The sequence below is a fragment of the Algoriphagus yeomjeoni genome, assembly GCF_049821175.1.
Taxonomy (GTDB): domain Bacteria; phylum Bacteroidota; class Bacteroidia; order Cytophagales; family Cyclobacteriaceae; genus Algoriphagus; species Algoriphagus yeomjeoni_A.
Window position 1 is genome coordinate 4,503,518 of the sequence record NZ_CP187512.1, and the last position, 20,184, is coordinate 4,523,701.

Annotated in this window: 18 protein-coding genes and 1 tRNA gene; 16 read left to right on the forward strand and 3 right to left on the reverse strand. The window is 40.6% G+C overall.

Annotation, left to right across the window (positions count from 1 at the left end):
* Nucleotides 1-90: 90 nt before the first annotated feature.
* The 3 genes from ACPUEN_RS18620 to ACPUEN_RS18630 form a co-directional block, all read right to left on the reverse strand.
* The gene (locus ACPUEN_RS18620) at nucleotides 91-2,331 is read right to left on the reverse strand and encodes a molybdopterin cofactor-binding domain-containing protein (protein WP_425637423.1); all 2,241 of its coding nucleotides are present in this window, start codon (nucleotides 2,329-2,331) and stop codon (nucleotides 91-93) included.
* Between the two features lie 2 nt (nucleotides 2,332-2,333).
* Nucleotides 2,334-2,804, reverse strand: a complete 471-nt coding sequence (locus tag ACPUEN_RS18625) for a (2Fe-2S)-binding protein (RefSeq protein WP_425637425.1) — start codon at nucleotides 2,802-2,804, stop codon at nucleotides 2,334-2,336.
* A gap of 147 nt (nucleotides 2,805-2,951) precedes the next feature.
* Nucleotides 2,952-3,022, reverse strand: a tRNA-Cys gene (locus ACPUEN_RS18630).
* Nucleotides 3,023-3,387: 365 nt separating this feature from the next.
* Between ACPUEN_RS18630 and ACPUEN_RS18635 the strand changes: the two genes are divergently transcribed.
* The 16 genes from ACPUEN_RS18635 (at nucleotide 3,388) to ACPUEN_RS18710 (ending at nucleotide 20,130) form a co-directional block, all read left to right on the forward strand.
* Nucleotides 3,388-4,650, forward strand: coding sequence for a c-type cytochrome (locus tag ACPUEN_RS18635; RefSeq protein WP_425637426.1), 1,263 nt, complete (start codon nucleotides 3,388-3,390; stop codon nucleotides 4,648-4,650).
* Between the two features lie 39 nt (nucleotides 4,651-4,689).
* Nucleotides 4,690-7,773 carry a TAT-variant-translocated molybdopterin oxidoreductase gene (locus ACPUEN_RS18640; RefSeq protein ID WP_425637427.1) on the forward strand — a complete coding sequence of 1,028 codons (3,084 nt, stop codon included), beginning with the start codon at nucleotides 4,690-4,692 and terminating at the stop codon, nucleotides 7,771-7,773.
* 17 nt (nucleotides 7,774-7,790) lie between these two features.
* The gene (gene nrfD / locus ACPUEN_RS18645; RefSeq protein WP_425637428.1) at nucleotides 7,791-9,155 is read left to right on the forward strand and encodes an NrfD/PsrC family molybdoenzyme membrane anchor subunit; all 1,365 of its coding nucleotides are present in this window, start codon (nucleotides 7,791-7,793) and stop codon (nucleotides 9,153-9,155) included.
* A 2-nt stretch (nucleotides 9,156-9,157) separates the two neighbouring features.
* Nucleotides 9,158-9,688: a DUF3341 domain-containing protein gene (locus ACPUEN_RS18650; RefSeq protein ID WP_425637429.1), complete on the forward strand. Its 531-nt coding sequence runs from the start codon at nucleotides 9,158-9,160 to the stop codon at nucleotides 9,686-9,688.
* A gap of 13 nt (nucleotides 9,689-9,701) precedes the next feature.
* On the forward strand, nucleotides 9,702-10,418 hold the full coding sequence (locus ACPUEN_RS18655) for a c-type cytochrome (protein ID WP_425637430.1): 717 nt from the start codon (nucleotides 9,702-9,704) through the stop codon (nucleotides 10,416-10,418).
* Between the two features lie 2 nt (nucleotides 10,419-10,420).
* Nucleotides 10,421-11,713: a quinol:cytochrome C oxidoreductase gene (locus ACPUEN_RS18660; RefSeq protein ID WP_425637431.1), complete on the forward strand. Its 1,293-nt coding sequence runs from the start codon at nucleotides 10,421-10,423 to the stop codon at nucleotides 11,711-11,713.
* 22 nt (nucleotides 11,714-11,735) lie between these two features.
* On the forward strand, nucleotides 11,736-12,767 hold the full coding sequence (locus ACPUEN_RS18665; protein ID WP_425637432.1) for a cytochrome c oxidase subunit II: 1,032 nt from the start codon (nucleotides 11,736-11,738) through the stop codon (nucleotides 12,765-12,767).
* An 18-nt stretch (nucleotides 12,768-12,785) separates the two neighbouring features.
* Nucleotides 12,786-14,669, forward strand: coding sequence for a cytochrome c oxidase subunit I (locus tag ACPUEN_RS18670; protein ID WP_111611558.1), 1,884 nt, complete (start codon nucleotides 12,786-12,788; stop codon nucleotides 14,667-14,669).
* A complete protein-coding gene (locus ACPUEN_RS18675; RefSeq protein WP_425637433.1) occupies nucleotides 14,653-15,729 on the forward strand; it encodes a COX15/CtaA family protein in 1,077 nt (358 codons plus the stop codon). Before ACPUEN_RS18670 ends, ACPUEN_RS18675 begins: the two co-directional genes overlap by 17 nt.
* 2 nt (nucleotides 15,730-15,731) lie before the next feature.
* Nucleotides 15,732-16,634: a heme o synthase gene (gene cyoE, locus ACPUEN_RS18680; RefSeq protein ID WP_425637434.1), complete on the forward strand. Its 903-nt coding sequence runs from the start codon at nucleotides 15,732-15,734 to the stop codon at nucleotides 16,632-16,634.
* A gap of 2 nt (nucleotides 16,635-16,636) precedes the next feature.
* Nucleotides 16,637-17,218, forward strand: coding sequence for a cytochrome c oxidase subunit 3 (locus ACPUEN_RS18685; RefSeq protein WP_425637435.1), 582 nt, complete (start codon nucleotides 16,637-16,639; stop codon nucleotides 17,216-17,218).
* 27 nt (nucleotides 17,219-17,245) lie between these two features.
* Nucleotides 17,246-18,022 carry a cytochrome c oxidase subunit 3 gene (locus tag ACPUEN_RS18690; RefSeq protein WP_425637436.1) on the forward strand — a complete coding sequence of 259 codons (777 nt, stop codon included), beginning with the start codon at nucleotides 17,246-17,248 and terminating at the stop codon, nucleotides 18,020-18,022.
* 18 nt (nucleotides 18,023-18,040) lie between these two features.
* A complete protein-coding gene (locus ACPUEN_RS18695) occupies nucleotides 18,041-18,373 on the forward strand; it encodes a cytochrome C oxidase subunit IV family protein (RefSeq protein ID WP_425637437.1) in 333 nt (110 codons plus the stop codon).
* 74 nt (nucleotides 18,374-18,447) lie between these two features.
* Nucleotides 18,448-19,308, forward strand: coding sequence for an SCO family protein (locus ACPUEN_RS18700; protein ID WP_425637438.1), 861 nt, complete (start codon nucleotides 18,448-18,450; stop codon nucleotides 19,306-19,308).
* The gene (locus tag ACPUEN_RS18705; protein WP_425637439.1) at nucleotides 19,289-19,843 is read left to right on the forward strand and encodes a DUF420 domain-containing protein; all 555 of its coding nucleotides are present in this window, start codon (nucleotides 19,289-19,291) and stop codon (nucleotides 19,841-19,843) included. Before ACPUEN_RS18700 ends, ACPUEN_RS18705 begins: the two co-directional genes overlap by 20 nt.
* A gap of 35 nt (nucleotides 19,844-19,878) precedes the next feature.
* A complete protein-coding gene (locus tag ACPUEN_RS18710) occupies nucleotides 19,879-20,130 on the forward strand; it encodes a hypothetical protein (protein WP_111611566.1) in 252 nt (83 codons plus the stop codon).
* The last annotated feature ends 54 nt before the right edge of the window (nucleotides 20,131-20,184 follow it).

Genomic DNA, 20,184 nt, shown 5'->3' on the forward strand with positions numbered 1-20,184 from the left:
GAACACTGATCACTGGGACTCACCACTTATTAGGCTCCACTCTGATCCACGGCCCAAGGTTAAATGAAAGTTTTTATGTGAGCAATTAGGTTAATTCACTGACTCCCAATCTATCTTTTCAGGCTTTATCGGCAGATTTCTGACTCTGCTTCCTGTGGCATCAAACACAGCATTGGCAATTGCCGCCGCGACAGGTCCCATAGCTGCTTCACCCGCTCCCATGGCTTTAGTCTCGGGTCGGTCGATAATGTGTACTTCCACTTCCGGCACATCCACCATCCTCAGAATCGGGTATGTATTCCAGTCCACGCTAGTGATTCCATCCTCGTCAAATTGTACTTCCTCCATCATTGTCCAGCTGGCGGATTGGATCATTCCACCTTCCGTTTGGTTTTTAAGCCCATCCGGATTGATAGTTAAACCAGAATCTATTACCCCAGTTAGTTTTTTGAGTTTGTAGTTCTTGGCAGCCTTATCTATTTCCACTTCTGCCATTACAGCAAAATAGGAGGTAGCGTTCTTATACCTCGCATAGGCAATTCCAAATCCGTTATTAGCTGATTTAGTTCTGTTTTTCCAGTTGGTCTTCTGAGCCAATTCTTCCAAAACGGCCCTGGCTCGTGGATCCTCCAAGTTTTTTATCCTAAAATCAATAGGGTCTTTACCTGCTTTGTGAGCCAGTTCATCCATGAAGGTCTCCATAGCAAAAGTATTTGCATAAGCCCCTAAACCTCTAAGTGAAGAGGTTCGGAGTGGGCCATCGTAGTTGAAAAGGTGGAGTTGCTTGGCTTCGAAACTGTATTCTGGAATTCCATTTCGGTGAGAGCCACCTGACCAGCCGCCTTTTCTAAATTCAACCGGCGGATCCAAAGTTCTTGCTGCGATAAAACTTCCCCCACTTCCATTTGGTCGTGTACTATGGGAATCTGACCAGACAGTGCTATCCCAACCTAAAAGCTTTCCAGCTGAATCCAATCCAGCAGATAGGCGAAAAGCCATAGTTGTGCCGTATGGTTCCCACTTGTGTTCGTCCTCTCTCATCCATTGAAGCCTCACATGCTTACCTTGAAATTCTTTGGCTATCAAAGCAACTTCCCCCGACACATCGTCTGCTCCATTGTGGCCATAGCATCCGGAACCTGGAACTCCAATACATCGGACTTTTTCTTTATCCAAAGTGAGCAAATCTGCTATTGAATCTCTCACGGGATATACTCCCTGCGTAGCTGACCAAACGGTTAGCAGGTTTGGCTCCCAAAGTGCGACTGCACAAGACGGTCCCATGGAGGCATGCATGTGATAGGGACGGAAATAATCCGCTTGAAGGTGTATGGCAGAGTTTGAAATCAAATCTGCAATTCCAGGTGAGACTGCTACTTCATCCGGTTTGCCTGATGTATTTAGCACGTCATCCATGAGCTGATTTGGAAGAATGGTAATAGGTGATTTTTCCCAGACGGCTAGCTCTTTTAGCATTTCCCGTGCTTTTACTGCCTGGTATTCACGTTCAGCGACTACTGCTAAAAAGCTTCCGTTTCTGATCACTTTAAGTACTCCAGACAAAGCTTCTACTTGGTTGATGTCTAAGGATTCTAAGGTTGCGTCGTAGGAAGGAGGATGAAGCACTCGTGCATGGACCATCCCAGGCATTTTCAGATCATGGACAAAATGAGACTCACCAGTAACTAATTTCCGGATATCATCTCGGTGCAATGGTTTCCCCACATATCTATAATCTTCAGGCTTTTTTGGTTTAATGTCTCCGGAGATTCTCTCCTCTATAAATTTGCCTTCCAAAAGCTCCCAATAACTCACTTTCTCGCCAGAGTTAGCTACAACTACTCCGTCTTCTACTCGAAGACTTTCTGGACTTACATTCCATTTTTGCGCAGCCATTTTCAGCAAATGGTATTTTGCTTCAGCGGCAGCCTGCCGGATAGCGCTTCCACTTCCTTCCACGGAGTTGCTGCCGGCAGTAAATCCTTCATTTGGAGTTTGACCTGTATCTGAATTGATGATATGGCAGCGATCGGGATGTATATCCAGTTCTTCTGCAGCTATTTGGATCAGGGCGATTTTAATTCCTTGACCTAGTTCCTGCTTTCCAGACAGGACTGTCAGGTGTCCTTTAGCATCTAATCGAATCCACGAGTCAATTAATTTATTGTCAATCGTAGACCGAAGAGGCACTCCAGTGTAAGGAGGGATCTCGTTTGGTGCTCCCTTAGTTTGGCAAAAAGTGAGCGGTAATAGATTGAACCCTATTAATAGGTGTCCAGTGCTTTTGAGGAAAGACCGGCGACTTGAGTTCATATTATGTAGATCTTCCATGATTAGGACTTTGTTTTTTCTGATGCCAACTTGACTGCTTTGATAAATCTGGAATGTGTGCCACAGCGACAGATCACTGGATTTAGTGCAGTTCGAATTTCCACCTCGGTCGGTTTGGGGTTTTCTTTTAAAAGTGCTACAGCAGTCATGATCATCCCGTTGAGGCAATAGCCACATTGTGCGGCTTGGGTATCTATGAAGGCTTGCTGTACAGGATGAAGTTTCCCGTTTTGGGCTAATCCTTCCAGCGTTGTTATTTCAGTGTTTTCAAAACTGGAACATGCTCTAAGGCATGAGGGCTCTGCTTTCTGGTCTGCGATTACCATACATGCGCCGCATTGCAAAAGGCCACAGCCATATTTGGCACCCTTGAATTCAAATTCCTCTCTTAGGATATATAAAAGTGGCTCTTCAGGGTCTGCGGAAATAGTTTTAGTATCTCCGTTAACACGTAGTTTAATTTCTTGAGGCATGGTAATCAGAAGTTTAATTGGATAAACTAAGGAATGTCTGCCTGAATTGCAATGTGAAAAAATAATTAAGTGACTTGAACTAAATGGATGGCGAAAAAAATGACTTGAAACTAAAAAAGCACCCACTTGCATGGATGCTTTTTGTCGAGGTCGAGAGCGGATTCGAACCGCTGTAGAAGGTTTTGCAGACCTCTGCCTAGCCACTCGGCCACTCGACCAATCAGAATTGGAATGCAAATGTAGTTATTATCTTTTCCTTTGCAATAAAGGAACTATTTATTTTGAATCTATCCCAGTAAATCAGCCTCAGTGATATTTGGAATTCAAGAAACAAGAGCCTTGTATCGTGGGATTTCATTTGAAGTTTGGAAAGCTTGCAAAATACATTCTATTTATATTGATTCTAAATTAAATTTCGATAGATAAATTAACCTTAATTATCTGTAATACAAGTGTATATGAAATCAAATAGTCATCCTATGTGCAGTAAGTCATACATCACTACAAGTTTGAAAAATTGGCTTCGGGTAGTACCTTTGCAGGGGTTATAATAAACCGCATAAACTATTTAATTAGCTATAATATGTTATCTAAACGCTCGTTAGTAGGGGTTCGATTGAATTTCCACACACTGGCAGTGCTGTTTTTCATGCTGATCGGTACGCAGGCTTTTGCCGCTGATCCGTCGGTGGACAATAGCGATGAAGCAGTAGCAGCAGGAAAGGCTCTGTTCAACACAAACTGTAAAACTTGCCACAGATTAGATCAGAAGTTGGTTGGCCCTGCTTTGAGAGGAGCTACAGACAGAGCGCCTGTCGAATTAGTGAAAAGTTTCATCAAAAATTCGCAGGCTGTAATCGCATCGGGCAATGCGTATTATAGTGACTTATATAAAGAATATAACAACACTATGATGATCTCTCACGAATTCTTAAGTGATGAGGATCTAAATAATCTATTGGCATATATAGAGTACGGTGACACTGCTGACCCGGCAGCAGCTACAGCTACTGGAGATGCGGAAGGTGGTGCTGTTGCGGCAGGAGGGGGCATTCCTAATGAATACTTGACCGTCATTTTGGGTGTACTAGTAGTAGTACTTCTTTTGATTTTGATAGTATTGGGACTCATCATCTCTGTATTGACCAAATACCTTACAAAACAGGATTTGGATGAGGATGACAAAGAATTTGTCAACCAAAAAACCAACCTGGGTAAAGTTTTTAAAAGCGATATGTTCGTGGTTATAGTCACTGCTTTGGTGGTGGCATTGGTAGCTAAAACTGCATTGGACGGACTTTATTCCGTAGGTGTACAGCAGGGCTATGCTCCTGAGCAGCCGATTGCTTACTCACACGCTCTTCACGCAGGTACGCTAGAGATCGAATGTCAGTATTGTCATACCGGTGTTGAGCTAGGGAAATCTGCAAATATACCTTCTGCAAATATCTGTATGAACTGTCACACGCATGTGCAGAATGTACAAGGAGCTGAAGGCGTTTCTCCGGAAATTCAGAAAATATATGATGCGGTTGATAACAACCAGCCGATCGAATGGGTAAGAGTACACAACCTTCCAGATTTGGCGTATTTCAATCACTCTCAGCACGTTGTAGTAGGTGAAGTGGAATGTCAAACTTGCCATGGTCCTATTCAGGAAATGGAAGTTGTTGGTCAGCATAGTGCGCTTACTATGGGTTGGTGTATTGACTGTCACAGACAGACTGAAATCACCACGGACGGCAATGCCTACTATGATAAGTTGGTTCAGATTCACTCTGACTCTAAAGATGCCTTGAAGGTGAAAGACATCGGAGGTTTGGAGTGTGCTAAGTGCCACTATTAATTCATTATTCTTTTCGCAAATTCATTCTTATATCATAAAATGAAGGAAAATAAAAAAACGTACTGGAAAGGGCTTGAGCAGCTCAATAACGATCCAGAGTTTGTAAAGAACGCTGACAGGGAATTTCCTGAGCTTCCTTCTACACTCAACGAAGAGGGTAGTGCTTCCAGAAGAGATTTTCTGAAAGTAATGGGATTCAGCTTAGCGGCAGCTTCATTAGCGGCATGCGAGGCTCCTGTAAGAAAGATGATCCCTTATGTGAATAAGCCGGTTGATATCAACCCATCTATTCCTAATTATTATGCTTCTACTTATGCTACTGGTGGCGATTACGCTTCCATCGTAGTTAAGACTAGAGAAGGTCGCCCGATCAAAATTGACGGCAATGAACTTTCTCCTATTAATAAGGGGAAAGTAAATGCTATCGTAGAAGGATCAATTCTTTCTCTTTATGATAAAGAGAGAATAGCAGGACCTTACAGTGGAGGTCAGCTTTCAGATTGGAAAACTGTAGATGCGCAGGCTAAGTCTGCATTAGCTTCTGCAGGAGCAGTCAAAATCGTAGCAAACACGATTATTTCACCTTCTACCATGAAAGCTATTCAGCAATTTGCTGATGCCAATGGAAATGTGGAAGTGATCATGTATGACCCACTTTCTAACTACGGTATTACAAAAGCTGCAGAAACTTATTACGGTTCAGCAGTACTTCCTTCTTACTCATTTGATAAAGCAAAAACAATCGTATCCTTCGGAGCTGACTTCTTAGGATCATGGATTTCTCCAATTGAATTTGCTCGTCAATATGCTCAGACAAGAAAAATCAGCAAGGAGAAGCCTGAAATGTCCAGACATTATCAGTTTGAATCTACGTTGTCTCTAGCTGGCGCAAATGCAGATTACAGAACACCAATCAGAGCTTCTCAAAGCGGTTTGGCGGTTCTTGCTTTATATAATGCAATTGCCAAGAAAGCTGGTGTAGCTACCGTTTCAGCTCCTGCAGTTGATATTGCTCATCTAGAAAAGGCCGCGGCTGATCTTTGGGCAAGCAAAAGTGCATCATTAGTAGTTTCTGGATCAAATGATCCAAATGTTCAGGTTGTTATCAATGCAATCAACGAATTACTTGGAAGCAACGGAACTACAGTAGATTTCTCTAATCCTGCTTATTTCAGAAAAGGCGATGACGCTAAAATGAATCAGTTTGTAACTGATTTGAATGCTGGAAGAGTTGGAGGAGTTATTTTCTACAACTGTAACCCAGTATATGATTTTGCAAGAGGAGCAGAAATCGCTGCTGGTATTGCAAAAGCAAAAGTGAGTATTTCTACTAACGGTACATTAGATGAGACTTCATCTTTGGTGCAAATAGTAGCTCCAGATCATCACTTCTTAGAGTCTTGGAATGATTTCGAACCAAAGAAAGGTCACTTCTCTTTGGCGCAACCTACGATCTCCCCACTTTTTGATACACGACAAGCCCAAGAATCTTTCTTGGTTTGGGCTGGTGACACTACCTCTTATTACGATTTTCTTCAGAACAACTGGCAGGGTGGTTTATTCACGCAGGTTGAAACTAGCGGAACCTTCCAAGAATTCTGGGATCAGACCTTATACAACGGCGTACTAGCTATCAATTCTACTTCTGAGGCTTTGGCTCCAGTTGGAGATGTAAGTGCTGCTGCTTCTGCGGTATCAAAAGCTTACTCTGCTGATAGCGCTTCTGCTGAATTGGTTATTTATACTAAAGTAGGTATCGGTAACGGTGCTTATGCAAATGTTCCATGGCTACAGGAATTGTCAGATCCTATCTCTAAGGCGACTTGGGACAATTACCTGACAGTTACTCAGAAATGGGCTTCTGAAAACGGTGTCACTCAATCTGAAGAACATACCAGCAAAGCTTCTATCACGGTAAATGGTAAATCGTTGATCGTTCCGATCATGATTCAACCAGGTCAGGCAGAAGGTACTTTCGGTTTGGCTGTAGGATACGGTAGAACTAAAGCAGGTCGTGTCGCTAATGGTGTAGGTGTTAATGCTTACGAACTACTGGATGCTTCCAAAGGTTTTGTCAATTTCGACATCACTTCAGGCGTAGAGGTTTCTGCTACTGGTGATGCCTATAAAATTGCCCGTACACAAACTCACCAGACATTCATGGGACGTGAAAACGTAATCCAGGAGTCAGTATTAAGTGAGTATCAAAAAGATGCTTCAGCAGGCAGATCTCATCCTCAGATTTACAAGGATGGTGAATTTGTAAAGCCATCTAAAATATCTCTTTGGTCAGGACACCAATATTCTCAGCATCACTGGGGATTGGCTATCGATATGAACTCATGTATCGGTTGCTCTGCTTGTTCTGTTGCTTGTCAGGTTGAAAACAACGTGGCTGTAGTAGGTAAGCAGGAAGTATTGAACAGAAGAGAAATGGCTTGGATCAGAATTGATCGATACTATTCTTCTGATGCTCCAGCCGATGATTTGAGCGCTATGGAAGTAGCAGCTAGCAATCCTGAGGTTACTTTCCAACCAATGATGTGTCAGCAGTGTAATAACGCTCCATGTGAGACAGTTTGCCCTGTTGCTGCGACTACCCACTCTTCTGAGGGACTTAATCAAATGACTTACAACAGATGTATTGGTACAAGATATTGTGCAAACAACTGTCCGTATAAAGTGCGTCGATTCAACTGGTTCAAATACCACGATAACAAAGACTTCGCAGGAGTCAATGTCGCTCAAAATGATGATTTGGGTAAAATGGTCTTGAATCCAGACGTAACCGTTCGTGCACGTGGTGTTATGGAAAAATGCTCCATGTGTGTTCAAAGAATTCAATCCGGTAAGCTAGAGGCTAAGCGTGAGAAACGTAAAGTGAAAGATGGTGACATCAATGTAGCTTGTGCTGTAGCTTGTCCTACCGATGCTTTGGTATTCGGAGACTTGAATGACTCGAATTCTAAGGTTTCTCAGCTTCTTAAAATTGAGGAGAATACTACTTCAGCATTGAAAGAAGTGAATGAGGAGAGAGCATACCATGTATTGGAAGAGATCAACGTAAGTCCAAACGTTTGGTACTTTACCAAAATCAGAAATAAAGACTTAAACGAAGCGTAATCAAAATTTTATAAACTATGCAGGTTACTTCATCCGTACGCGAGCCGTTAGTTACCGGGGGTAAAACCTACCATGATGTGACGCATGACGTGTCACGACATGTAGAGGCAAAACCAAATATCAGATGGTTTCTAGCTTTCCTTACGTCTGCCGGTGTTTTGGCTTTAGGATCCATTGCTGTTGTTGCCACCGTTTGGGAAGGCATCGGTATGTGGGGTCTTAACAAAACCGTAGGCTGGGCTTGGGATATCACCAACTTCGTTTGGTGGGTAGGTATTGGTCACGCTGGTACACTTATTTCAGCTGTATTATTACTTTTCAGACAGAAATGGAGAACATCCATTAACCGTGCTGCAGAAGCGATGACTATTTTCGCTGTAATTTGTGCGGCTATGTTCCCGGTTCTTCACATGGGTCGTCCATGGTTAGGAGCTTATTGGGCACTTCCGCTTCCAAACGTTTTTGGATCACTTTGGGTAAACTTTAACTCCCCGCTTCTTTGGGATGTGTTTGCGATTTCAACTTATTTCTCTGTATCACTAGTATTCTGGTACATAGGTTTAATTCCTGATTTCGCTACCATTAGAGATAGAGCTACAGGTTTAAGAAAGATTATTTACGGAGCTCTTTCATTCGGTTGGGATGGCGCTGCTAAATCTTGGAGCAGATACGAATCAGTTTCTTTGATCCTTGCAGGTTTGGCTACTCCACTTGTACTTTCAGTACACACGATTGTATCCTTTGACTTTGCAACTTCAGTAATACCAGGTTGGCACACGACTATCTTCCCTCCATACTTTGTGGCAGGTGCGATTTTCTCTGGTTTCGCCATGGTATTGACCCTGATGATTGTAACTCGTAAAGTTTACAAACTGGAAGATTACATCACAATGGGTCACATCGAATTGATGAACATTGTAATTATTATCACAGGTTCTATCGTAGGTATTGCTTACATCACTGAATTCTTCATCGCCTGGTACTCAGGAGTAGAAGCAGAGCAATATGCATTCATCAACCGTGCTACAGGGCCTTACTGGTGGGCATACTGGTCAATGATGACTTGTAACGTAATCTCTCCACAGCTATTCTGGTTTAAGAAAATCCGTACTTCTATCGTAGCAACGTTCGCTTTGTCTATCGTAGTGAACATCGGTATGTGGTTTGAAAGATTTGTAATTATCGTAACCTCCCTTCACAGAGATTATCTTCCATCTTCATGGGCGATGTTCTACCCAACTTGGGCTGATGTCGGAGTCTACCTATTTACTTTTGGTTTGTTCTTCACCCTGTTCTTCTTGTTTGCCAAATTCTTCCCGGTAATCAACATGGCAGAAGTGAAATCTGTATTGAAGTCTTCATCTGATAAAGTGAATAAATAATCATGGAAAGAGATACACATTTTGTTACTGGAGTTTATGAAGACGAGGATGTATTGCTTGAGGCAATCACCCAAGTAAGGTCTTCAGGTATTAAAATCCATGAGGTCTATTCACCCTATCCTGTTCACGGGATAGATGATTACCTAGGATATAAAAGAAGCAAGTTGCCAATCGCTGCCTTCTTATTCGGATTGCTTGGAACTACTTTGGCTTTGACCATGCAGTTTTACATGATGAAGTTTGATTGGCCAATGATTATTGGTGGTAAGGATTACGGAGCTTTCCCTGATTTTATTCCTGTGACATTTGAATTGACTGTCTTATTGGCATCATTCGGAATGGTAGGTGTATTTATGGTGAGCACAAACTTGAAGCCTTGGGCACAGCCTAGAATCTTCGATTTGAGAATCACTGATGATAAGCACGTAATGGCCATAGATATAGCAAATAATTCTGCAATGGAATTGGCTAAGATCGAAGAGATATTGAAATCTTCTGGAGCATCAGAGGTTAATAAAAAAAGTTTTGAATAGTAAATCTGGAAATATGAAGATTGCTAAGACACTAAGTATTTTAGGGATTGCAGTAGCTGGGATTGCCCTTGCAAGCTGTAGAGCCGGAGGCGAAAATCAAGGCTTGGAATATGCCCCTCAGATGTATCACTCGGTAGCGTACGAACCTTTGACTCAGATCATGGATTCGGAAACTAAGGGAAACCTGATTTCTACCCGAGAAGATGGTAAAGGCGAATATTTCAATAGTAACATTAACAACCCTCACAACATGAATATGCGTGAGCCAGTTGCGAACACGGTTCCTAGAAATAAGCAAGGATATTTGCCATATCGCTACAAGGCTTTTGAAATAGAAGAAGCTGGAACATCAATGAAAAACCCTATCGAACTTTCAGATGAAGTTTTGACTGAGGGTAAAAGGTTGTACCAACTATATTGTACTCCATGTCATGGAACAGGTGGTCAAGGAGACGGTAAAGTAGGAGCAATTATAGGTGGTGTGGCTAACTTAACAGGTGGCGCCTATGTGGGTCTTTCTGAAGGACATATTTACCATGTTATCACCAAAGGAAAAGGAAGAATGGGAGCTCACGGTTCTCAGATCACTCCAGAAAATAGATGGAAAATTGTTCACTATGTGAAACAAGAACTCCAGGGAGGTCAGAATGCTGATAATGCAATAGCAACGACGGAAGTTGTAGCTGAAGCTGACCAAGATGTATCACAAGTAGAAACTCCAGCTAATTAATTATGGCTCACGACGTACAACACTATAATCTGGATCAAAAATTTGATTTCACAGCAGCGACAAAAAAGTCTGTTTTTACAGTTTTGGGTATCGGTGCAGCATTGCTAGTAATAGGTATCCTAATGGCAATGTTTGGTGGAGGTCATGGCGAAGCGGCAGAAGCTGAAGGCCATGCTTTTCATTGGTATCAGCGCCTATACGCTAATCTTTGGATCAATAATGTTTATTTCACTGGTATAGCGATTATTGGCGTATTCTTTTTTGCAATTCAATATGCTGCACAGGCCGGTTGGTCAACAGCTATTATTCGAGTAATGCTTTCATTAGGTAATTGGCTGCCAATTGCTGGTGTATTAATGATCGTTACTTTCTTCGTAGCTAATCATGATTTGTTCCACTGGACTCATGCTTATTTATTTGATAAATCTTCTCCGGAATATGATAGCATCATAGATGGCAAAGGTGCATTCTTCTATTGGCCTATGGCTAAAGGAACATTCCCTGTTTTCTATATCTTTAGAATGGTCTTGTTCTTTGGGTTCTGGGTATTCTTTTTCAAGAAATTCCAGCAATTCACCTACAATGAGGATATCATCGGCGGGACTTCGTCCTGGTATAAAATCAGAAGTTGGTCAGCATTCTTCCTTATTTTCTTTGCAGTTTCATCGTCTATTTCTGCCTGGGATTGGGTGATGTCTATTGACACGCATTGGTTCTCTACGCTATTTGGATGGTATGTATTTGCCTCTTGGTTTGTAGCTGGACTTTCAACGATTACATTGCTTGTCATCTTTTTGAAAAGTCAGGGATTACTTGAAATGGTTAATGAAAACCATGTTCATGACTTAGGTAAATTCATCTTTGGCTTTACCATTTTCTGGACCTACTTATGGTTCTCTCAGTTCTTGTTGATCTATTATGCCAACATTCCTGAAGAAACTGTTTACTTCATTGAAAGATTGTCGAGTGATATTTATGGTCCTTTCATATTTGTGAACTTAGGTCTAAACTTTGTCCTTCCTTTCTTGTTATTAATGACAAGAGATTCTAAAAGACATGGAGTATTCTTGAAATTAGTTTGTGCTTTAATCATCACTGGACACTGGGTAGATTTCTTCCTTATGGTTCAGCCAGGCACATTAGGACATAATGGTGGAGTTGGGTTTATGGAAGTAGGTATGTTCTTGGTATATGGAGCTGCCTTCACCTTCGTAATTCTTTCTAGTTTGGCAAAAGGGAATTTGGTTCCTAAAAACCATCCAATGCTTGAAGAAAGCTATAATCATCACATTTAATAACAGCCGAAATAACTAAGGTATGTACGGATTTCTGATTGGAGTAGGGGTTCTTTTGATATTTTCCATAATATGGATGGTATATAGAATCCAAACATTAGTCTCTGTGGTAAAAGGATCTGATAAGAAGATCGCTTCAGGGAGTAATAAGGTAAATGCTATTTTGTTTATAGTTTTCTTGATTGGTGGGGGCATATTGATGTTCTGGTATTCAATCAAAGAATTTGATAACTATCAATTACCAGTAGCATCTGAGCACGGGGTTGTCACAGATTCTTTGTTTTGGTGGTCTATGGGTGTCACTGGAATTGTATTCCTAATCACCCACATTTTGCTTTTCATTTTCCCATACAAATATCAGTATAGCGAAAAGCGTAAAGCGTCATTTTACCCTGACAATAACAAACTAGAAATTATCTGGACAATTGTTCCAGCTATCGTTCTAGCAGGATTGGTTATCTCAGGATGGGTAGCTTGGTCTGATATTACGGCTCCAGCTCCTGAGAATGCGCATACAGTCGAAATTATGGGCTATCAATTTGCTTGGGAGGTTAGATACCCAGGTAAAGACCAGGTGCTCGGAGATTACGATTACCGCTTGATTTCAGCTACGAATTCACATGGTGTCGATTTCTCAGATAAGAATTCTGTTGATGATTTTCCATCTCCAGTAGTGGTAATCCCTAAAGGTGAGCCTGTTCTTTTCAAAATTAGAGCAAGAGACGTACTTCATTCAGTTTTCGCACCTCATATGAGATTGAAAATGGATGCTGTACCTGGAATGCCTACTCGTTTTTGGTTTGTTCCTACTAAGACTACTGCTGAAATGAGAGAAGAGACAGGGAATCCTGATTTCAATTATGAGATCGCTTGTACTGAGATATGTGGAAGAGGTCATTTCTCAATGAGAAAAGTAATAGAGGTAGTAGAGCCTGAGGCTTATCAAAAGTGGTATGCAGAGCAAAGATCTTTTATCCAGATGAATCCAGCTTTAGCTACTGGAGTTCAAGCGGATGCAAAAGAAGTTGCAGAAGTTCAATTAACTGAAAAGTAACAAACAAAATTATAGATTATGTCAACAGCATCTGTCGCAAATCATGACGCAGCTCACGATCACCACGATCATGAGCACCATGATAATTTTGTAACCAAATATATTTTCTCTCAAGATCACAAGATGATCGCAAAACAATACTTAGTTACTGGTATGTTTTGGGCTCTTATCGGTGGACTTCTTTCTATCCTATTTAGATTACAACTAGGTTTTCCAGATATGGATATGTCTTTCCTTCGCCCTATACTGGGTGGATGGATAGATGAAGCAGGGAAATTGGATCCTACGTTCTACCTAGCTCTGGTCACTATGCACGGTACCATCATGGTATTCTTTGTTTTGACGGCAGGTCTGAGTGGTACATTTTCGAACTTCTTGATTCCATTACAAATTGGAGCTAGAGATATGGCTTCAGGATTTATGAATATGATTTCCTACTGGTTGTTTTTCATTTCCGGTGTGATCATGTTTATTTCTCTTTTCTTAAAAACAGGGCCTGCTGCTGGTGGTTGGGTGGTTTATCCGCCTCTATCTGCATTGGAGCAAGCTATTCCTGGATCTGGATTGGGAATGACCTTATGGTTGGTAGCGATGACTTTCTTTATTGCTTCTTCTCTAATGGGAGGTATCAATTACATCACTACAGTAATTAACCTGAGAACAAAGGGAATGTCTTTTTCAAAGCTTCCTTTGACTATTTGGGCTTTCTTCTTGACAGCCGTTATCGGTCTATTGTCCTTCCCAGTGTTATTTGCTGCTGCTTTATTATTAGTATTTGATAGAAGCTTTGGTACTTCATTCTACCTTTCTGATATCTATATCGGTGGTGAAGCACTTCCAAATACAGGTGGTAGCCCAGTATTGTATCAGCATTTATTCTGGTTCCTAGGTCACCCTGAAGTTTACATTGTATTGCTTCCTGCATTGGGTATTACTTCTGAAGTAATCGCCACCAATTCAAGAAAGCCAATCTTCGGATATAAAGCGATGATTATATCCTTGCTTGGTATTACAGTACTTTCTTTCGTAGTATGGGCTCACCATATGTTCGTGTCTGGTATGAATCCTTTCCTTGGATCTATCTTTATGTTCCTGACATTGATTATTGCGGTGCCTTCTGCGGTAAAAGTATTCAACTACTTGACTACGCTTTGGAGAGGTAACTTGATCTTCACTCCAGCGATGTTGTTCTCGATTGGTCTAGTTTCCTTCTTTATCTCTGGCGGTTTGACAGGTATTTTCCTTGGAAACTCCGCTATTGATATACAGCTTCACGATACGTATTTCGTAGTAGCTCACTTCCACTTGGTAATGGGTTCTGCTTCCTTCTTTGGAATGATCGCGGGTGTTTACCACTGGTTCCCTAAGATGTTTGGCAGAATGATGGATGCTAAATTGGGCTATGTACACTTCTGGATCACATTTGTAGGAGTATACATGGTTTTCTTCCCTATGCACTACATTGGTATTGCTGGCTTCCCAAGAAGATACTATAGCTGGACAAACTTTGAATTTGCCAATATGTATACTGATTTGAACATGTTTGTGTCTGTAGCTGCGATCATCACTTTCGGTGCTCAGTTCATATTCTTGTTCAACTTCTTCTACTCTATGTATAGAGGTAGAAAAGCTTCTGAGAATCCATGGAGATCCAATACGCTAGAGTGGACCACTCCTATCGAACCAGGTCACGGTAACTGGCCAGGTGAGATCCCTGCTGTTTACAGATGGCCATATGATTACTCTAAGCCAGGCGCTGAAGAGGATTTTATACCTCAGACTGTTCCGCTTTCAGCTACTCCTGAGTCCAATCTTCCTCATGAGCAGGAATTGGTTAAAGTGGAGTTGGAAATTATGAAGGAAGAGGAGGAAGTGTTGGTCTCAAATGAAACAAGTCACTAATAAATCAATAAACAGCTTTCGTCGTGTAAATTTAATCACGGTGATAGCTGTTTATATACTGATTCTTATTGGAGGGATAGTTAGGAGTACCGGTTCTGGAATGGGCTGTCCCGATTGGCCAAAATGCTTTGGCAGTGTGATTCCTCCAACGAGTGTGGATCAATTACCTTCAAATTATAAGGAGATTTATCTCAATAAAAGATTAGCCAAGAACGAAAGGTTCGTGGCAACACTTGAAAAATTAGGATTCTCTGAAAAGGCCGAGGAAATAGCTAATGATAAATCCATTCTGATCGAAGAGGAATTTAATGCAGTTAAAACTTGGATTGAATACCTCAATAGATTAGCTGGAGTCGTTATTGGACTTCTGATAATCTTTACTGTTTGGAAATCATTTTCACTCAGAAAGGCTGATCAATGGGTACCAATATTATCTGTTTTCAATCTAGTTTTGGTCATTTTCATCGGGTGGATCGGTTCCATTGTAGTTTCTACTAATTTGCTGCATTGGATGATCACTTTCCACATGATGTTGGCATTGCTACTCGTTTCACTTTTAATCTATGTTTATCACAGATCAGGTAAGTTGATAATGAGTAAAAGTGTGAAAATGAATGTGCCAAAACGAATTGAGCTTGTGCTATTCATAGGTACTGCATTAATGGTGGTTCAGATTGTTCTAGGCACTCAGGTAAGAGAACAGATAGATGTTATCTCTTCTTCTTTAGGCAATATGCTTAGAGATGAGTGGATAGGAAGAGTGGGTTTAAATTTCCTTATTCATAGATCCTTCTCATTAGTTCTACTTGGTATCCACGTTTTGTACTTCTTCTGGGCATTTAAATATACTCTAAGAAGGTCTCAAGTGAATCTTTGGTCTCAGGTCTTGATGATTCTGATTATACTGGAAATAGCTACAGGAATGGGAATGGCCTACTTTGGAATTCCAGCATTTCTTCAGCCAATCCATCTCTTATTAGGTTCTTTGATTATAGGAGTGCAAGTTTTCCTACTTCTTGAAATCAAAGAAAATATACAGTTTCGATTAAATACAAATTGATCATGAGGACAGTTGCAGTGACTGACCATATTAGTAGTTTAGTGATAAGCAAGTTTAGAGCTTACGCTGAGTTGATTAAATTAAGGCTTTCAGCCTTAGTTACCTTCTCTGCTGTATTTGGTTATATTCTTGGCGATCGTGGCGTTAGTTTCGGATGGTCTGGCTTTCTAGGTTTGGCCATTGGTGGTTTCTTGATTAGTGGTGCTTCCTGTGCTGCAAACGAAATCTTGGAGCGTGATCTGGATAAGCTGATGAAGCGTACTCAAAATCGTCCACTTCCTTTAAAACTTATTTCGCTTCAAGAAGCTCTTTGGGTTACTTCACTTGTAGCAGTAATAGGCGTAGGATTGCTCTGGTACTTTACAAATCCGCTGACCACTTGGCTAGGTGTATTGAGTATGGTGCTCTATGTATTTGTCTATACTCCGTTGAAAAGGGTAGGACCTATTGCTGTCTTCGTTGGTGCTATTCCTGGTGCGTTGCCTCCGCTTTTAGGATGGACTGCGGCTACGGGTTCCATTACTCATGAAGCTTTGATTATTTTCGGGATTCAATTTATCTGGCAATTTCCTCACTTCTGGGCGATCGCTTGGGTTGGAGATGAAGATTACAAAGCAGCAGGTTTCAAACTACTTCCTAGTGGTGGTGGAAAAGATCTCAATACTGCTATTCAAATAATGATATATACGCTCTTCTTGTTGCCATTGGGTTTGTTGCCAAGTTATTTTGGGCTTACTGGAATGACTTCAGGAATCGTCGCTACTGTTTGTGGCGTGTTGTTTTTGGCACAGACTTTCTCCTTGATGAAAGATTGTTCCCGCAAATCAGCTTTACGAATAATGTTTGGTTCCTTTTTGTATTTGCCAATAGTGCAAATCGCTTACCTATTAGATAAATTACCCTAATCATGGAAAAGGAACTTAAATACGTAGACATGGTAGAGCAGCCTATCGCGATGCATCCAAAAAAGTTTGCATTATGGCTGTTCTTAGTGACTGTGGTAATGATTTTTGCTGCACTCACCAGTGCTTATATAGTTCGGCAATCTGAGGGAAATTGGTTAGAATATGATCTCCCTACTATTTTCTGGTACAGTTCAGGTATAGTGGTACTCAGTAGCCTATTCCTTCAATATGCCTATTCTGCAGCAAAAAAAGATAATCTTGTAGGACTTAGAGCAGGCCTTGGCTTGGCAGTGCTGTTTGGTGTTGCTTTTCTAATAAGCCAATGGTACAGTTGGGTAGCGCTAGTTGATGAAAACGTGTTTTTTGTTGGCAACCCTTCGGGATCATTTCTTTACGTATTCACGGGATTGCATGCTGTTCACTTAATCAGCGGTGTGATATTTCTGATTATTGTATTAATTTCGACCTATAGATATAAAGTGCACTCCAAGTCTATGGATACACTTGAAATGGCAACTACTTTCTGGCATTTTCTAGCTGCATTGTGGTTATATCTATTTATGTTTTTGCTTTTGAATCATTAAAATAAACCAAGTACAAATCAATATCTTATGTCTGCGCATTCTACTGCTATAGGAGTAAGCTCGAAAAGAGGCGTTTGGGGAGGTGGTAATGAACCTCTCAAAGCTAGCTATGGAAAACTCATGATGTGGTTTTTCCTTCTTTCGGATATCTTTACTTTTGCCGCTTTTTTGATTACCTATATTGCTATCCGAGTAAGTTATCCTGCTTATGCTGGGCCTGCCACGGAGTTTGTAGGTTCTAATGAGTACTGGCCAATTCCTGAATTGGTATTTGATGCGATTCCATTTGTACATGGAGTCCATGCACCTCTTGTATTCGTAGGTTTGATGACTTTCATTTTGATCGCAAGTTCTGTTACTATGGTATTGGCTGTAGAGGCAGGACACAGAAATGATAGAAATGATGTAGTGAAATGGATGCTTTGGACCTTGGTAGGGGGTATTACCTTCTTGAGCTGCCAAGCATGGGAATGGAATCACTTTATTCATGGATCTGAAGGTGGCGCAGTTCTGAATTATATCAATGGAATTAGCCAGAATGTAACTGAAACAGTATTTGGGGCAAACCTACTGGTAAATGAATATGGTCCAGCATCTTTTGCCAATCTGTTCTTCTTCATCACTGGTTTCCACGGATTCCACGTTACGATAGGAGTTATCCTACTGTTCATGGTGTTCTATCAGGCCGCTGTGGGAGTATATGATAGAAGAGGTCATTACGAAATGGTTGAAAAAATCGGTTTGTACTGGCACTTTGTTGACCTTGTTTGGGTCTTTGTATTTACTTTATTCTACCTGATCTAACCTGTAATAATTAGAATTATGGAAATTCAAGAAAATAAATCTACGCTTAACGTAGTTCCAAGGAACAATGATAAGATCAAGAAAATCTGGAAGACAGCCTTTATTTTGCTTGCTATAACCGCAGCAGAATTCGTAATGGCTTTCACTATGCCAAGAGGAATATTGCTTTATGTATTGTTCATGGCTTTGACAGTATGGAAGGCTAAATATATCATGATGGAGTTCATGCACCTTGGTGATGAGGTTAAACCATTGATCTATTCTATTTTGATTCCGATAGTATTTCTGTTTTGGTTGATAATAGTTCTTGTCAAAGAAGGCTCGGACATATTCACTATGCGTTGGTTCTAATCGGAGTTTCAAAATAAATTCAAAAAAAGAAGGTTGAAGTGAAGAACTTTAACCTTCTTTTTTGTTAAACAAATATGATTTTACTCTTAATATTAATCCCTGTTTGGATAATAATGTCTTTTCTTGTTGCTGGTCAAGGAGAAAAACGAGAATTAGGATATTTTAAAAGTCTTGTCATAAGCCTTTTGTTTACTCCAATATTTGGGATATTAATTGTTCTTTCTTCTAATAAGCTACCTGATGACCAAATTTCAAAGATTGATCGCCATCTAGTATTTTTAAAGGGCTTGGTAGCACTATCCATACTCTTGGTACCTGTTTTGATTTTCCTGTTTCTTAAGGGGTTTGGAAGTAACACTTATGATATTCCCATCTTTTTTGAAAATGGAGTGGACAATCCATTTCAAGAATGTCCAGTTGCAGATACTACTCAGCATTATATTCCTGAGTTCACCTTTACTAATCAAGAGGGGGATAAAGTAGGTAGATCAGATATGGAAGGGAAATTGACAATAGTTGATTTTTTCTTTACCTCTTGTCCAAGTATCTGCCCTAAGATGTCTGCAGAGATGGAGCGAGTAAATGACATGTTTAGAGATGAAGACAAAGTTCAGATTATGTCAATTAGTATAGACCCTACTTATGATACTCCGGAAATCTTGCGGGAATATGCTGAAGAACATAAAGCAGTGGCTGGCAAGTGGGATTTCCTTACCGGTGGAGTTCAGGAAACCTATGACCTAGCCAAATGCGGCTTTATCATTCCTACTGTTGATGGGATGGGGGTTCCGGATGACTTTGTCCATAGTGACAAGTTTATGCTGATAGATGAGTTGGGTCGGATTCGTGGATATTACAGTGGAACCACACGTGAAGAAGTTGATTTATTGATGTTAGAGACTAAAGTGTTATTACATGCAAGCGAAGGAGAATAGTTTGTTAGAAAATGAAGGGAAAGTTAAAGGCTGGATTATTGCCATTTCTATAATTATACCTCTGGCTGTGGCGGTACTTATATTTATGCCCTCTAAAATTAGTTTGGGGGCAGAATGGGTTTATTTCCTTCCTCATCTAAACGCAGTAATGAATACTGCAGCAACCTTTGCTTTGATTGCAGGATTTGTATTTATCAAAAAAGGAAATGTCCCTTATCACAGGGCATCAATGACTGTGGCTTTTGTACTGGGAGCCATATTTCTGGTTTCTTATGTGATTTATCACGCAGCCGCTGAGAGTACTTCATTTGGAGGTGAAGGATCAATACGTGGCATTTATTACTTTCTTTTAATTACTCATATTATTCTGGCAGCTGTCGCTCTTTTCCCTATCCTCTTTGCTTACTACTATGGGTATACAGATCAGCGTGTGAAGCACAGAAAAGTTGTTAAATTTGCCTATCCGATCTGGCTTTATGTAACTGTCACCGGTGTGATTGTTTACTTGATGATCAGTCCTTATTATCTACATTAAAAAACCTGCGTTCATTTTCATTCGTAGGAATTAATATGAAAAAAGCTCTTAAAATAGGATTTCTTTCAATCATAGCTTTGCTGTTCCATACTGCAACTTATGCTCAGTGTGCCATGTGTCGCGCATCAGTAGAAAATAATGTGAGTAATGGAGATACTAGTGTAGCAGCTGGTCTTAATCTTGGGATTATGTATTTGTTTGTAATGCCCTACCTAATTGCAATGGTGCTAGGGTATTTCTGGTATCGAAATGCTAAGAAAAGAAAAGCTAAAATTGCCATGCACTAAACGAATAGAATAGCAAAGTTTGATCAGAGACTTTGCTTTTTTTATTTTACATCT